This window comes from Elstera litoralis (genome assembly GCF_000963705.1).
GTDB classification, from domain to species: Bacteria; Pseudomonadota; Alphaproteobacteria; order Elsterales; family Elsteraceae; genus Elstera; species Elstera litoralis.
Map to the genome: position 1 here is coordinate 1 of NZ_LAJY01000042.1, position 11,958 is coordinate 11,958.

Here is an 11,958-nt window from a genome sequence, read left to right on the forward strand (position 1 = left end):
CCGTGCCGGTGATTACCGAGCCGCATTTCGCGAACCGCCAACTAAGCCCACCTACCCGCCCCGCGCCGCCGCGCTCGACCAACAGGGGGAAGCCCTCGTGCGCGTCCGCGTCGGCCCGGACGGCGATCAAGAAGAGGTGCTGCTGTGGCGCAGTTCCGGCTTCGAGTTGCTGGACCGCGCCGCCCTCGCCACGGTCCGCCGCTGGCGGTTCGAGCCCTACCGGCGCGATGGCGTTGCCTTCGCCGCCTGGGTGCAAGTGCCTATCCGTTTCACGCTGAATTGATCTTTCCCGCAAGGAGCCTCGTTATGACCGCCATTGTCACCCCCTCCGCCAGCCCGACCGCAAGCCCCCTCGGGTTAGACACGCTCGCGGCGCGCCATGCCGAGCTTCTCGCGCAAGAAACCGGCTTGCGCCGCCGCAGCGCCGCCGACCGTTTGGGCGTTTCGGAACTGGAACTGCTGCTGGCGGGCGGCGATGGGGCCGTCACCGCGCGCCTGCGCCCGGAGTTCAAAGATATTCTGGGGCGCGTCCCCAGCCTTGGCCCCGTGATGGCGCTGACGCGCAACGAGAGTATCGTTCACGAGAAAACCGGCCCCTATAACGCCCCCTCCTTTGACGGGATGGTCGGGCTAGTCTTGGGCGATGAAATCGACTTACGCATTTTCCTTTGGGCCTGGGCACACGCCGTCGCCGTGACCGAAAGCAGCCCGCGCGGCGACCGCAATAGTCTGCATTTCTTCGATAAAGCGGGTGGTGCGCTGCATAAGATTTATTTGGTCGAGGGCAGCGATCTTGCAGCCTTCGAAGCCCTCGTCGCTGCCTTCGTCCTGGCCGACCCGGCCCCGCTGGCCCTGGAAGCCTTAGCCCCGGCCAAAACCCCGCTGGCCGATAGCGCCATCGATCAAGCCGGTTTCGTCGCCGGATGGGATGGGCTGAAAGATACCCATGAGTTTCACGGGCTGCTGATGCGCTTCAAGCTCGCCCGCCAGCAGGCCTTGCGCCTCGCTGGGGAAGCACGCGCGCGGCCCGTCGCCCCGCTCAGCCTGCGCGCCGTGCTGGAAGCCGCCGCCAGTGCCGAAACGCCGATCATGGTCTTCGTTGGCAATCCGGGGATCATTCAGATTCATACCGGCCCGGTGACGAAACTGCTGGCGACCGGCCCCTGGTTCAATGTGCTCGATCCCGCCTTCAATCTGCATATTCTGGAGCCGGCGATTACCCACGCCTGGGTTGTTTATAAGCCGACCGACGATGGCACCATCACCTCGCTCGAACTGTTCGATGCCTCGGAAACCATCGTCGCTTCACTGTTCGGCAAGCGTAAGCCCGGCCAAGCGGAAGACCCGGCGTGGCGTGCCCTGGTCGCGGGCGCTGCGACCCTGGGCGCGCAATGAGACGCGCCCTTCTGCCGCTGCTGGCGGGGCTGATCGCCCTGCCCGCGGTCGCGCCGAGCCCCGGATCGTCTCGGCGGGCGGCACCGCCACCGAGATCGTCTATGCCTTGGGCGCGCAAAAAGGCTTGATCGGCACCGATACCACCAGCCTTTTCCCGCCCGAAGCGCAGAGTCTGACCAGCATCGGCTACGTTCGCAATCTGTCGGCGGAAGGCGTCGTGTCGCTCAATCCGACGCTGGTGATCGCCGCCGCCGAAGCCGGGCCACCGCCGATTCTGGCGCAGATCAAAACCGCCGGGATTCCCGTGCTGGCGCTGGCCGATGGCTTCACGGAAGAGGCGGTGCTGACCCGCATCGGCCAAATCGGCGACGCGCTTGGCAAAACCCCGGAAGCCGCCAAGCTGCAAGACGCCGTCCGCCGCGATCTTACCGCCGTTCGGGCCGCGCTCGCTCCCATCAAAAGACCGCCCGAAAGTGCTGTTCGTGCTCAGCGCTGCGCGCGGCCTCGTGGTCGCGGGCGAGAATAGCTCCGCCGGAACGATGATCGAGCTTGCGGGCGGGCAAAACGCGGTGCGCGGTTTCACCGGCTATAAGCCGCTCACCCCCGAAGCGGTGCTGGCCGCCGCCCCCGATTTCATTCTAACCGCCAGCCACGTGGTCGCGGCCCTCGGGGGGATTGAGGCGCTGACCAAGCACCCCGATCTATCGCTCACACCCGCAGGAAAAACCGGGCGGATTATCGTTCGCGATGCCCTTTTCCTCCTCGGCTTCGGTCCCCGCCTGGGCGAGGCCACGCTCGATCTCGCCCGTGCCCTGCATCCAACCGCCGGGCTGCCGAAGCTGGCTTCCTTACCATGACCGACGCGAGCCTCGCTCTGCCCATGCCTGCGGGAAAATTGCGACGACCAGCCTGATGCTGGGATTGGTCCTGCTGCTGGCGCTGCTGCTAATTCTGTCCTTGGGGATTGGCGCAGTGAAACTCTCCCCCTGGCAGGTGCTGCGCGCGCTGCTCGATCCTGTCGCCGACGAGCGCGCCGCTCTGGTTTTGCAGGCGATTCGCATTCCCCGCACGCTGCTGGCCGCCCTCGTTGGCGCGTGTCTGGCGGGCGCGGGCGCAGCGATGCAGGGGTTATTCCGCAATCCGCTGGCCGATCCGGGGTTGATCGGCGTTTCCAGCGGGGCGGCCTTGGCAGCAGTCGCGGCGATTGTCTTTGGCGGGCGGTTTCCCCTCTTCGCCGGACCGGCCTTGGTGCCGCTCGCCGCCTTCATCGGGAGCCTGCTGGCGACCGGGGCGACGCTGCTGCTGGCCCAGCGCTTTCAAAGCGGGACCGTCCGCGCCTCCAGCGTTGCCGGGTTGCTGCTGGCGGGCCTTGCCATGACCGTCATCACAATGGCCGGGGTCGGGTTCATGACCTACCTCTCTGACGACCGGCAGATGCGCGATATCACCTATTGGTCGCTCGGCAGTGTCGCCAGCGGCGGCTGGCGCGGCGTGAGCTGGGTGCTTCCCGCCGCGCTGCTCTCCCTCGGCGGGCTACTGACCAGGCGCGCAAGCTCGATGCCTTAGCCTTGGGGGAGCGCGAGGCGGCGCATTTGGGGGGTTCGGGTCGGGGCGGCTGCGCCTGCGGCTCGTCATCGCCGCCGCGCTCGGCGTTGGCGCCGCCACCGCCTTTTGCGGCGTGATCGGGTTTCTCGGACTGCTCGCCCCCCATCTGGCGCGGATGCTCTTAGGGGCGGGCCACCGCTTCGTGCTGCCGGGATCGATGCTGATCGGTGCCGCGCTGCTGGTGCTGGCCGATATCGGCGCGCGCACGCTGCTGGCCCCGGCGGAACTGCCGGTTGGGCTGCTGACCAATCTGATCGGCGGCGGCTTTTTTATGTGGCTGCTGCTGCGCAAACGCGGCGGGGAGATTGTATGATCCAGGCCCAGAACCTCGGCCTCAGCTTAAGCGGTAAGGCCATTCTGCGCGATCTGTCCTTCACGCTCACGCCGGGGACGGTGACGGCGGTGCTGGGCGCGAACGGCGCGGGGAAATCGAGCCTGCTGACGCTCCTTGGCGGCGACCGTCCGCCAACCTCAGGAACGATCACTTGGTTCGAGCAGCCCTTGTCCGCCTGGTCGGCGCAAGACCTCGCCTGTCACCGCGCGCTCGTGCCGCAAGCCACCCATCTGGCCTTCCCCTTCACAGTCGAAGAAGTGGTGGCCCTCGGACGCTTGCCCCATACCAGCAGTGCCCTCGACCGTATGGCCCTGGCCGCCGTGTGCCGTCAGCTTCACCTGGAAGCGCTGTGGAATCGCCCTTACGCGAGCCTGTCGGGGGGAGAGCAACAGCGGGTGCAGTTCGCACGCGCGCTGGCGCAGCTTTGGTATCCGCCGGGCGAGGCCCCGCCGCGCGTGCTACTGCTCGACGAGGCCACCGCCGCGCTCGACCTCAAGCATCAGATTGCGATTCTCACGGCGGCGCGGGATCTTGCGGTCCAGGAGAAAGTTACCGTGGTCGCCATTCTGCACGATCTGACCCTCGCCGCGCGCGTGGCCGATGCCGCGCTGCTGCTGCACCGAGGCCATCTGCTGCGCGCCGGGCCGATTGGCGCGGTGATCGACGCGGCGGCCCTCTCGGAAGCCTATGACACGCCCGTCTCGGTCCTGCGTCATCCGGATACCGGGCGGCTATTGGTGTCGGCGGCATAATCTTGCCGCAAGCCTGATCTAAGCCTAGATAGGGAGAGCCTTCGCGGGAAGGCTTGGAGGAGTTTTAAGAAATGCTAACGCTTGTCGCGCGCGCGGGTTTGGCTGGGGCGCTGGTGGCACTGGCCGCCTGCACACCGCCGCAACCGCAGTTCCGCACTCTGGACGCCGCCCTGATCGGTCAGGACGGACGCCAGGGCGAGCGTTTTTACCATGACCGCCAGCCATTACCCCGGCGAGGGCGCCGTACAACTCAGCGCCATTCTTCCCGGTGGCGAAAAATTCACCGGCAATCTTATTCAAGAAACCCGGACGACCTACCCGCAGCGCCCGGTCTATCGCCCGCCCGTTATCTGGCGCGGGCGGTTTTATTATCCCGACGATGATTATTACGACTATGGCCCGCGCACGGAATATGGCTCCAAAGGCCAGGCCCTACTGCTCGGCAGTCAAGCGCGCACGCTCACCTGCACGCTCACTTTCGCCCAGGCCGCAGCAGGGCCGTTCGGCGGCGGTTTCGGTGAGTGCAACCTGTCGGATGGCCAGAAAGTAAGCCTCACTTTCTAACTTTTCTAAAATCTGCGGCACTACATATCAAAGGGGTTGCATATTTCCATACGGTATAGAATATGGAGATATGCCTACGCATCCGGATACGCGCCCGCCTCGCCGGGCATCGCCCTTGCTTTCCGACTCAACCTTGCGCTGCCAAACGGTGCGCATCGGTACTCGGCGCACGTCCTTACGGCTTGAGCCCGAAATGTGGGACGCGCTGGAGACCATCACCCGGCTAACGGGGCGCAGCCTTCCACAGGTGATGACGGACATCGACCTCTACCGCCAGCAATCGTCGCTCACCTCGGCAGTGCGGGTCGTCATTCTCAAATTCTTCCGCGCCGCCGCCCTGGACAGCGCCGCGCCGCCAACCCACTGGCTCGATAGTGCGATTCGCCCGCCGCGCGCGACGCCGCCTGAACGTCAGCGCGCTTAGACAACCGAGCGTCGGCGCGCTTAAGCAACCTTCCGCCGCTCCCGCGCCCAGATCAGCCCGCCGATAATCAGTGTGCCGCCGATGAGATGCTCCACGGTAATCGGCTCGCTATAGACGGCCCAGCCGACCAGCCCAGTAAAGATCAGCGAAAGATGGCTGCCCATCGCCGCAAAAGCCGCTGGCAGGCGCTGCAAGGCGTAGGCGAAGCTCAGTTGCGCCACACCGCCGAAGACGGCCAGCCCCAACACGGGCCATAGCGCGGCCCAGCCGGTAATCCGGATCGCCTCGCCGCTGACAAAAGCAATCGCGAACAGAATCGGCAGGGCGATGAGATTAGTCCAGAAGGTCGCCGTCGTACTGCTGAGCTCCCCCGTCACCCGGCTCGTCACCACCGTATAGCCCGCATAAACAAAAGCGGCGCAGAAGGTAAGGATCGCGCCCACATAGGCATCCTCCGGCGTAAAGGCGCTGCCCCCGCCGCTTGCGGGCGCAGCGCGACCACCGCGCCGCCGCCGAGGGTAAGCGCCAGCCCCAGCATCAGCCGCCGCGTCGGCTTCTCCCCCAGCAGCGGCCAGGCGAGCAGCGCCACAATGGCGGGGTAGATATTGATAATCAGCGTCGCACTCATCAGACTGGTGCGCATAATCGCCCCATACCAAAGCGCGAGATCGGCGGCGTAGAAAATCCCCGCGAGCCCCATCCAGCCCCACAGCGGGCGCGGCGGCAGGCTGCGGATCTTCCAGCCCGTCAGCAGTAGCGAAAACAGCATGCGCCACCCGGCGGTCGCCGAGGGGCCGAGCGGCGAGGCGCGGTTGAAGATCAACCCAACCGCCCCCAAGGCAGGCCCCGCCGCCAGGGCAATAAGCGCATCAACAGAGGCGGTTTTAACGGACGGAATAGGGATAGCCATCGGGGGTGAACTCTCTCCCCCGGCGGCCTTCAGCGGCGCTTTTTTTACCGGGTTAACGTCAATAAGGCGACAATCGATCCGGTGATGATGAAGGTTCCCAAAGCTTCCCGGAACCCAAATTTTTCACGCAGCAGGAATGTGGAGGCGACAACCGTGAACACCAGTTCCGCCTGCCCCAGGGCGCGCACATAGGCGGCCTTTTGCAGGGTGAAGGCCAAAAACCAACAGGCCGATCCGATAATCGACAGGATCGCCACCGGCGCACAAACCCGCCACGCGCGTAAAACCTTCGCCACCATCCCCGGCTCGCGCACCAACAACCACGCCCCCAGCATCAGGGTTTGCAGCGACGTGACCGCGGCCAGCGTCACCAGCGCCGCTAACAGGGGTAGATCGGTCGGCACCGCCAGCGCGGCATCGCGAATGAACATCGACGACCAGCCGAAGAAGAAGCCGGAGATCAGCCCATAAACCCCGCCGCTACCCGTTAACGCCCGCAAGCTCAAGCTTTTCAGTGTCAGGAGCGCGACGCCGCCGAACCCCGCCGCAATCGCCAAAGCCCCGCCCCAGCCGACATGCTCACCGAAAAACAGCGCGGCGATGATGGCGGCTTGCAGCGCTTCGGTTTTCGACAGGGCGGTGCCGACCGCAAAACTATCGCGCGTGATGGCCAAGAGAAGCGCCGAGGTCGCCAGAATCTGCGCAAGCCCGCCCAAGATCGCCGAAACCCAGAAGCCGCCCGGCACCGCCGGCAAACTTTCCCCGCTGGTCGCCAGCAACAGCGCGAGCGCCGCCAAGGCCAGGGGCGCGCCATAGATATAGCGCACGAAATTCGCGCCATTGGTGCTCAGCAGCCCTTTTAAGGCCCGCTGCCGGAAGGTGCGCACGCATTGGAAGAAAGCGGCGGCGAGGGTAACGATAATCCACATGGGCCTAGCATGCGTCGGGAAACCCCCGGGGTCACGCGGGGTTTTAGACAGGGTCCCTCAAGTTTTTCTCAACCGCTACTTTAAATCGGCGGCAGCGAGCAGGGCTTGAGTGTAGAGGTTCTGCGGCTGCGTTAGCACCGTCTCGGTCGCGCCGGTCTCCACGATCTTACCGTCTTTCAGCACAATCAGCCGGTGGCTAAGCGCGCGGACGACCGCAAGATCGTGGCTGATGAAGAGATAGGCGAGGCCGCGCGTCGCCTGCAACTTGCGCAGCAGATCGATCAACTGGCCCTGCAAGGAGCGGTCGAGCGCGCTGGTCGGCTCGTCGAGGATCAGCACCTGGGGGCGCAGGATCAGCGCGCGCGCAAGCGCAATGCGCTGGCGTTGCCCGCCGGAAAACTCGTGCGGATAACGGTCTGCCATCGCGGGATCGAGCCCGACATCGGCCAAAGCCTCGGCAATCGCCGCCGCCGGGTCGCGCCCGTCGCGATGCACCGTTAGCCCTTCGCCGATGATTTCCCCAACCGAGAGGCGCGGCGAGAGCGAGCCGAACGGATCTTGAAACACCACCTGCAACTGCCGCCGCGCCGCGCGCAGGGCCGGGCGTGGCAGCGCGTCCAAATCCTGCCCGAGCAGTGTTACCTGGCCACCGCCGCGCAAGAGGCGCAACAGCCGCAGCCCGAGGGTGGATTTGCCCGAGCCGCTTTCGCCGACGATGCCCAAAGTTTCCCCGGCGCGTAAAGACAGCGACACGTTATCGACGGCGATATGCCCCGCTGCCTGCCCGCCCCACCAGCGCCGGACGCCGAAGCGGATCGAGAGATCCCGCCCCTCCAGCACAATCGGCGCGGTATCGGACACCGGCGCAGGACGGCCCGAGGGTTCGGCGGCCAAAAGTTCGCGCGTATAGGCCGCCTGGGGCTGGGTGAGAACTTGAGCGGCGGGGCCAATTTCAACGCATTCCCCGCGCCGCAGCACCGCCAGCGTATCGGCCATACGCCGCACGACGCCAAAATCATGGGTGATGAACAGAATTCCCAAACCGCGTTCGGCCTGGATGCGTTTTAGCAGCGCCAGGGTTTGCGCTTGCAGGGTCACGTCGAGCGCGGTCGTCGGCTCGTCGGCGATCAGCAAGGCCGGGTCGCACGCAAGGGCCGCCGCAATCATCACGCGCTGGCGCTGCCCGCCGGAAAGCTGATGCGGGAAGGCCGATAAACGCTCCTCCGCCCGGTCGATCCCCACTTCGGCCATCAGCGCCAGCACGCGGGCGCGCGCCTCGGTTTGGCTGAGACCGCGATGCAGGCGCAAGGTCTCGGCGATCTGGTCGCCGACGCGATGCAGCGGGTTCAGCGCCGTCATCGGTTCTTGAAAAATCATGCCGATGCGGTTGCCCCGCAACGCCCGGAGATCGGCCTCGCTGGCCTGGGTCAGCTCTTGGCCGAGAAAACGGATGGAGCCGGAAACATCCGTCCCCTTCGGCAGCAGGCGCGGAATGGCCAAAGCCGAGGCCGATTTGCCCGAGCCGCTTTCCCCCACCAGCACCAGGGTTTCGCCTTTGTGGAGCGAAAAACTAAGCCCCCGCATCGCCGCAACCGGGGTGCCGCCGGGCGGGTTGAAGGTGATGGCGAGGTCTTTCACCGCCAGCAACGCGTCGCTCATCGCAAGCCCCGGCGCGGATCGAAAGCGTCGCGCACCGCCTCGCCGATGAACACCAGCAGTGTCATAATCACCGCGAGGCTGAGAAAGGCGGTAATCCCCAACCAGGGCGCGTGCAGATTATTCTTGCCCTGGGCCAGCATCTCCCCCAGCGACGGCGAGCCGGGTGGCAGGCCAAAGCCGAGGAAATCCAAGCTCGTGAGCACGCCAATGGCGCTATTCAGCAAAAACGGCAGAAAGGTAACGGTCGCCACCATCGCGTTCGGCAGCACATGACGGCGTAGAATCGCGCCGTCGCCGACCCCGAGCGCGCGGGCGGCGCGGACGTAATCGAAATTGCGCGTGCGCAGCACCTCCGCCCGCACCACGCCGACCAGGGCAATCCAACTGAACAGCATCATCGTGCCCAGCAGCCACCAGAAACCGGGCTGGACGAGGCTGGACAGCAGGATGAGCAAGTAAAGCACCGGCAAACCGCTCCAGACTTCGATGAAGCGCTGGAACAGCAGATCGGTCAGCCCGCCATAATAGCCCTGCACGGCCCCCGCCGCGATGCCGATGACGGCGCTGACACTGGCGAGAATCAAACCGAACAGCAACGACACGCGAAGCCCATAGAGCAGCCGCGCCACCAAATCGCGCGCTTGATCGTCAGTCCCCAACCACTGCTGCCGGTTCGGCGGGACGGGCGCGGGACGGTCGAGGTCTTCAATCACAGTATCGTAGCGGTAGGGCACCAGCGGCCAGAGCATCCAGCCTTTTTCCTGGATCAAGGCCTGCACCTCTGGGGCGCGGTAATCGGCTTCGGTCGGGAAATCGCCGCCGAAAGTGGTTTCGGCATAGACCTTGACCACCGGCACGTACCAGCCGCCATCGTAGCGAACCAGCAGCGGCTTATCGTTGGCGATCAGATCCGCGCCCAGGGACAGTAGAAAAATCGCCAGGAAAATCCATAAGGACCAAAAGCCCCGGCGGTTGGCTTTGAACGCGAGCAGGCGGCGGCGGGTGATCGGGCGCATTACCCCTCCCGCCGGTTAAAATCGATGCGCGGATCGATCCAGGTGAAGACCAGATCCCCCAGCAGTTGCAGCAACAGCCCGAGCAGGGTGAAAGCGTAGAGCGTGCCGAACATCACCGGATAATCGCGGCTGGTGGTGGCCTCGAACCCGAGCAACCCCAAGCCATCGAGCGAGAAAATCACCTCGATCAGCAGGGAGGAGGTGAAGAGCGTCGCAATGAAAGCCGCCGGAAACCCGGCAATCACCAGCAACATGGCATTGCGGAAGACGTGGCCGTAGAGCACCTGATTTTCCCGCAAGCCCTTGGCCCGCGCCGTCAGCACATAGGCTTTGCCGATTTCATCGATGAAGCTATTTTTGGTCAGCAGCGTCAGGCTGGCAAAGCCGCCGATCAGCATCGCCGTAAGCGGTAAGGCGAGATGCCAGAAGTAATCAAGAATCTTCCCGCCGAGCGACAGGCTTTCCCAATTATCGGAAACAAGGCCGCGCAAGGGGAAGATCGACAGGAACGAGCCGCCCGCGAACAGCACGATCAGCAGCACCGCAAACAGAAAGGCGGGTACGGCATAACCGACGATCACGGCGACGCTCGTTATCACGTCGAAGCGGCTGCCGTCGCGCACCGCTTTGGCGATGCCGAGCGGGATGGAGACGCCATAGGTCAGCAGCAGCGTCCAGAGCCCCAGGGACAGCGAGACGGGCAGCTTATCGATGACCAGATCGATAACGCTGCGGTCGCGGAAGAAGCTCTTGCCGAAATCGAACTGAAGATAATTCCCGATCATGGTGACAAACCGCTCCATCGGCGGCTTGTCGAACCCATAGAGCGCTTTGATTTCGGCCAGAAGCTCCGGGGAAATATTGGTGCCGCGCTTCTGCGGATCGGAATTCAAGGTTTCCGAGCCGCCCCCGCCCAAACGGTCCATATCGCCGCCGCCGCGCCCTTGGAAGGCCGCAATCGTGCGCTCCACCGGCCCGCCCGGCGCGGCTTGGATGACGAGGAAATTAACCAGCAGAATCCCGAACAAGGTCGGGATCATCAGCAACAGTCGGCGCAGGATATAGCCGAGCATCGGAGGGCTAGGCCGCCAAGGAAGAAGGTTCGGTCATGCGCAGCGCGGCGTCCACCACCTCCGGCCCCGCACCGGGGCGATGCGCCACTTCCGACAAATATCGCCGCCACGCCCGCCCGCCGGGCTGCCCCTTGAACAGGGTGAGCATATGGCGGGTGATGGCTTTCAGCGGCACGCCCTCGCCCATCCGCCGCTCGATATAGGGTAGCATCGCCTGGACCACGGCGGCGCGGCTTTCCGGGGCGTAAGCGTCGCCGAAGAAGCGCCGATCCGCCTCGGCAAAGCTCCACGGGTCTTCATAGGCCAGCCGCCCGATCATCACGCCGTCGAGATGGGGCAGATGTGCCGCCGCCTCGTCCAAGCTCCGAATGCCGCCGTTCAGCGAGAGGTCGAGGTCAGGGAAACGGTCTTTCAGCGCGTGCACCAGCTCGTAACGCAACGGCGGCACGTCGCGGTTTTCCTTCGGGCTCAAGCCCTTCAGCCAGGCTTTGCGGGCGTGGACGATGAAGCGCTGGCACCCGGCCTCGCGGACAATCGAGACGAAGCGAAACACCGTTTCTTCCTCGTCCATCTCATCGATGGCGAGGCGATGCTTGACCGTCACCGGCAGCGGCACCGCCCGCGCCATCGCCTCGACGCAGCGGGCAACAAGCTCGGGCTCGGCCATCAGGCATGCGCCAAACTTGCCCGATTGGACCCGGTCGGACGGGCATCCAACGTTCAGATTGATCTCGTCATAGCCCCAATCGGCTCCCATCCGCGCGGCTTCCGCCAGTTCTTGCGGATCAGAGCCGCCCAGTTGCAGGGCAATGGGGTGTTCGGCCGCGTCGAAATCCAAATGCCGCGCCTTATCGCCATATTTCAGCGCCGCGCTGGTAATCATCTCGGTATAGAGCCGCGAGCGCCGCGTGATGCGGCGCAGGAAAAAGCGAAAATGCCGATCCGTCCAATCGATCATCGGCGCAACGCTCAGCGGCGTGCGGAAATCAGGGATCGGCAAGGGCGGGGTGCTGGTCATGCTTCCTGTATGCCACGGGCGTTAAGGGATTGGCTAGAGGCGCGATATAGGGGCGCTTGGCGTTTGCCGAATCGTTAGTCCGGGCGCTCAGGCGCTTTTGCTGAAGGGGTTGCCCCATGTCGCAGCCCGTCAATCAGCAGGTTCAGCATACGTTCAGCATGTGCCCCGCCATCGCTACCGCTCGTTAACGATAGGTTGCCGATCACACGCAGGAGGTCATAAGGATCAATATCCCCTCGAATCTCTCTCGCCGCAACGGCCGCTTCGAGCAGCGCTGTC

The 11,958-nt window shown here is 64.8% G+C and carries 17 protein-coding genes and 1 pseudogene; 9 read left to right on the top strand and 9 right to left on the bottom strand.

Features of this window, described 5'->3' with window-relative positions; genetic code table 11:
* From VZ95_RS02475 to VZ95_RS02495, 7 genes and pseudogenes are all read left to right on the top strand, one after another.
* Positions 1 to 283 (top strand): energy transducer TonB (locus VZ95_RS02475; RefSeq protein WP_045774470.1); only part of this gene is annotated, 283 nt, incomplete at its 5' end.
* A gap of 23 nt (positions 284 to 306) precedes the next feature.
* Entirely contained in the window at positions 307 to 1,395 is a 1,089-nt protein-coding gene (locus VZ95_RS02480; RefSeq protein WP_045774471.1) for a hemin-degrading factor, read from the top strand.
* Positions 1,355 to 1,921, top strand: a complete 567-nt coding sequence (locus tag VZ95_RS27850; RefSeq protein WP_052711420.1) for a heme/hemin ABC transporter substrate-binding protein — start codon at positions 1,355 to 1,357, stop codon at positions 1,919 to 1,921. The genes VZ95_RS02480 and VZ95_RS27850 overlap by 41 nt, the downstream gene beginning before the upstream one ends.
* Positions 1,878 to 2,252: an ABC transporter substrate-binding protein gene (locus VZ95_RS27855; RefSeq protein WP_198148046.1), complete on the top strand. Its 375-nt coding sequence runs from the start codon at positions 1,878 to 1,880 to the stop codon at positions 2,250 to 2,252. The genes VZ95_RS27850 and VZ95_RS27855 overlap by 44 nt, the downstream gene beginning before the upstream one ends.
* 55 nt (positions 2,253 to 2,307) lie before the next feature.
* On the top strand, positions 2,308 to 2,961 hold the full coding sequence (locus VZ95_RS02490) for a FecCD family ABC transporter permease (protein WP_198148047.1): 654 nt from the start codon (positions 2,308 to 2,310) through the stop codon (positions 2,959 to 2,961).
* Between the two features lie 43 nt (positions 2,962 to 3,004).
* Positions 3,005 to 3,313, top strand: a pseudogene (locus VZ95_RS27860) (iron chelate uptake ABC transporter family permease subunit); the annotation flags it as partial.
* A complete protein-coding gene (locus tag VZ95_RS02495; protein ID WP_045774472.1) occupies positions 3,310 to 4,086 on the top strand; it encodes a heme ABC transporter ATP-binding protein in 777 nt (258 codons plus the stop codon). The pseudogene VZ95_RS27860 and the gene VZ95_RS02495, both read left to right, overlap by 4 nt.
* Before the next feature lie 74 nt (positions 4,087 to 4,160).
* Here the strand turns inward: VZ95_RS02495 and VZ95_RS23765 are convergent, their stop codons facing one another.
* Positions 4,161 to 4,298, bottom strand: coding sequence for a hypothetical protein (locus tag VZ95_RS23765; protein WP_156994980.1), 138 nt, complete (start codon positions 4,296 to 4,298; stop codon positions 4,161 to 4,163).
* Between VZ95_RS23765 and VZ95_RS02500 the strand changes: the two genes are divergently transcribed.
* Both VZ95_RS02500 and VZ95_RS21455 read left to right on the top strand, forming a co-directional pair.
* Complete coding sequence (locus VZ95_RS02500) at positions 4,297 to 4,650, top strand: hypothetical protein (RefSeq protein ID WP_045774473.1); 354 nt, start codon at positions 4,297 to 4,299, stop codon at positions 4,648 to 4,650. The genes VZ95_RS23765 and VZ95_RS02500 overlap by 2 nt on opposite strands.
* Before the next feature lie 70 nt (positions 4,651 to 4,720).
* Positions 4,721 to 5,074: a ribbon-helix-helix domain-containing protein gene (locus VZ95_RS21455; protein ID WP_084627536.1), complete on the top strand. Its 354-nt coding sequence runs from the start codon at positions 4,721 to 4,723 to the stop codon at positions 5,072 to 5,074.
* Between the two features lie 20 nt (positions 5,075 to 5,094).
* Here VZ95_RS21455 and VZ95_RS22675 read toward each other — a convergent pair whose 3' ends face one another.
* From VZ95_RS22675 to VZ95_RS26570, 8 genes are all read right to left on the bottom strand, one after another.
* Positions 5,095 to 5,517, bottom strand: coding sequence for a DMT family transporter (locus tag VZ95_RS22675; RefSeq protein ID WP_198148048.1), 423 nt, complete (start codon positions 5,515 to 5,517; stop codon positions 5,095 to 5,097).
* Positions 5,460 to 5,984, bottom strand: a complete 525-nt coding sequence (locus tag VZ95_RS02515) for an EamA family transporter (RefSeq protein WP_052711423.1) — start codon at positions 5,982 to 5,984, stop codon at positions 5,460 to 5,462. The genes VZ95_RS22675 and VZ95_RS02515 overlap by 58 nt, the downstream gene beginning before the upstream one ends.
* A 44-nt stretch (positions 5,985 to 6,028) precedes the next feature.
* A complete protein-coding gene (locus VZ95_RS02520; RefSeq protein ID WP_045774475.1) occupies positions 6,029 to 6,913 on the bottom strand; it encodes a DMT family transporter in 885 nt (294 codons plus the stop codon).
* Between the two features lie 75 nt (positions 6,914 to 6,988).
* A complete protein-coding gene (locus tag VZ95_RS27865) occupies positions 6,989 to 8,572 on the bottom strand; it encodes an ABC transporter ATP-binding protein (RefSeq protein ID WP_045774476.1) in 1,584 nt (527 codons plus the stop codon).
* A complete protein-coding gene (locus VZ95_RS02530; protein ID WP_045774477.1) occupies positions 8,569 to 9,588 on the bottom strand; it encodes an ABC transporter permease in 1,020 nt (339 codons plus the stop codon). The genes VZ95_RS27865 and VZ95_RS02530 overlap by 4 nt, the downstream gene beginning before the upstream one ends.
* Positions 9,588 to 10,661, bottom strand: a complete 1,074-nt coding sequence (locus VZ95_RS02535) for a microcin C ABC transporter permease YejB (protein WP_045774478.1) — start codon at positions 10,659 to 10,661, stop codon at positions 9,588 to 9,590. Before VZ95_RS02535 ends, VZ95_RS02530 begins: the two co-directional genes overlap by 1 nt.
* Positions 10,662 to 10,668: 7 nt before the next feature.
* A complete protein-coding gene (gene dusA / locus VZ95_RS02540; protein WP_045774479.1) occupies positions 10,669 to 11,679 on the bottom strand; it encodes a tRNA dihydrouridine(20/20a) synthase DusA in 1,011 nt (336 codons plus the stop codon).
* 74 nt (positions 11,680 to 11,753) lie between these two features.
* The coding region (locus tag VZ95_RS26570; protein ID WP_456297669.1) for an SbtR family transcriptional regulator at positions 11,754 to 11,958 on the bottom strand (205 nt) is incomplete at its 5' end.

Bases quoted from the DNA above. Each gene is read 5' to 3' on its own strand.
- VZ95_RS02480 (WP_045774471.1), top strand. From the start codon at position 307: ATGACCGCCATTGTCACCCCCTCCGCCAGCCCGACCGCAAGCCCCCTC.
- VZ95_RS02535 (WP_045774478.1), bottom strand. From the start codon at position 10,661: ATGCTCGGCTATATCCTGCGCCGACTGTTGCTGATGATCCCGACCTTG.
- VZ95_RS02520 (WP_045774475.1), bottom strand. From the start codon at position 6,913: ATGTGGATTATCGTTACCCTCGCCGCCGCTTTCTTCCAATGCGTGCGC.
- VZ95_RS02500 (WP_045774473.1), top strand. From the start codon at position 4,297: ATGACCGCCAGCCATTACCCCGGCGAGGGCGCCGTACAACTCAGCGCC.
- dusA (WP_045774479.1), bottom strand. From the start codon at position 11,679: ATGACCAGCACCCCGCCCTTGCCGATCCCTGATTTCCGCACGCCGCTG.
- VZ95_RS02515 (WP_052711423.1), bottom strand. From the start codon at position 5,984: ATGGCTATCCCTATTCCGTCCGTTAAAACCGCCTCTGTTGATGCGCTT.
- VZ95_RS02530 (WP_045774477.1), bottom strand. From the start codon at position 9,588: ATGCGCCCGATCACCCGCCGCCGCCTGCTCGCGTTCAAAGCCAACCGC.
- VZ95_RS27865 (WP_045774476.1), bottom strand. From the start codon at position 8,572: ATGAGCGACGCGTTGCTGGCGGTGAAAGACCTCGCCATCACCTTCAAC.
- VZ95_RS02495 (WP_045774472.1), top strand. From the start codon at position 3,310: ATGATCCAGGCCCAGAACCTCGGCCTCAGCTTAAGCGGTAAGGCCATT.
- VZ95_RS02490 (WP_198148047.1), top strand. From the start codon at position 2,308: ATGCTGGGATTGGTCCTGCTGCTGGCGCTGCTGCTAATTCTGTCCTTG.
- VZ95_RS23765 (WP_156994980.1), bottom strand. From the start codon at position 4,298: ATGGTAAAAACGCTCGCCCTGGCGTCCGTCCTGACCGATCAGGGCGGC.
- VZ95_RS21455 (WP_084627536.1), top strand. From the start codon at position 4,721: ATGCCTACGCATCCGGATACGCGCCCGCCTCGCCGGGCATCGCCCTTG.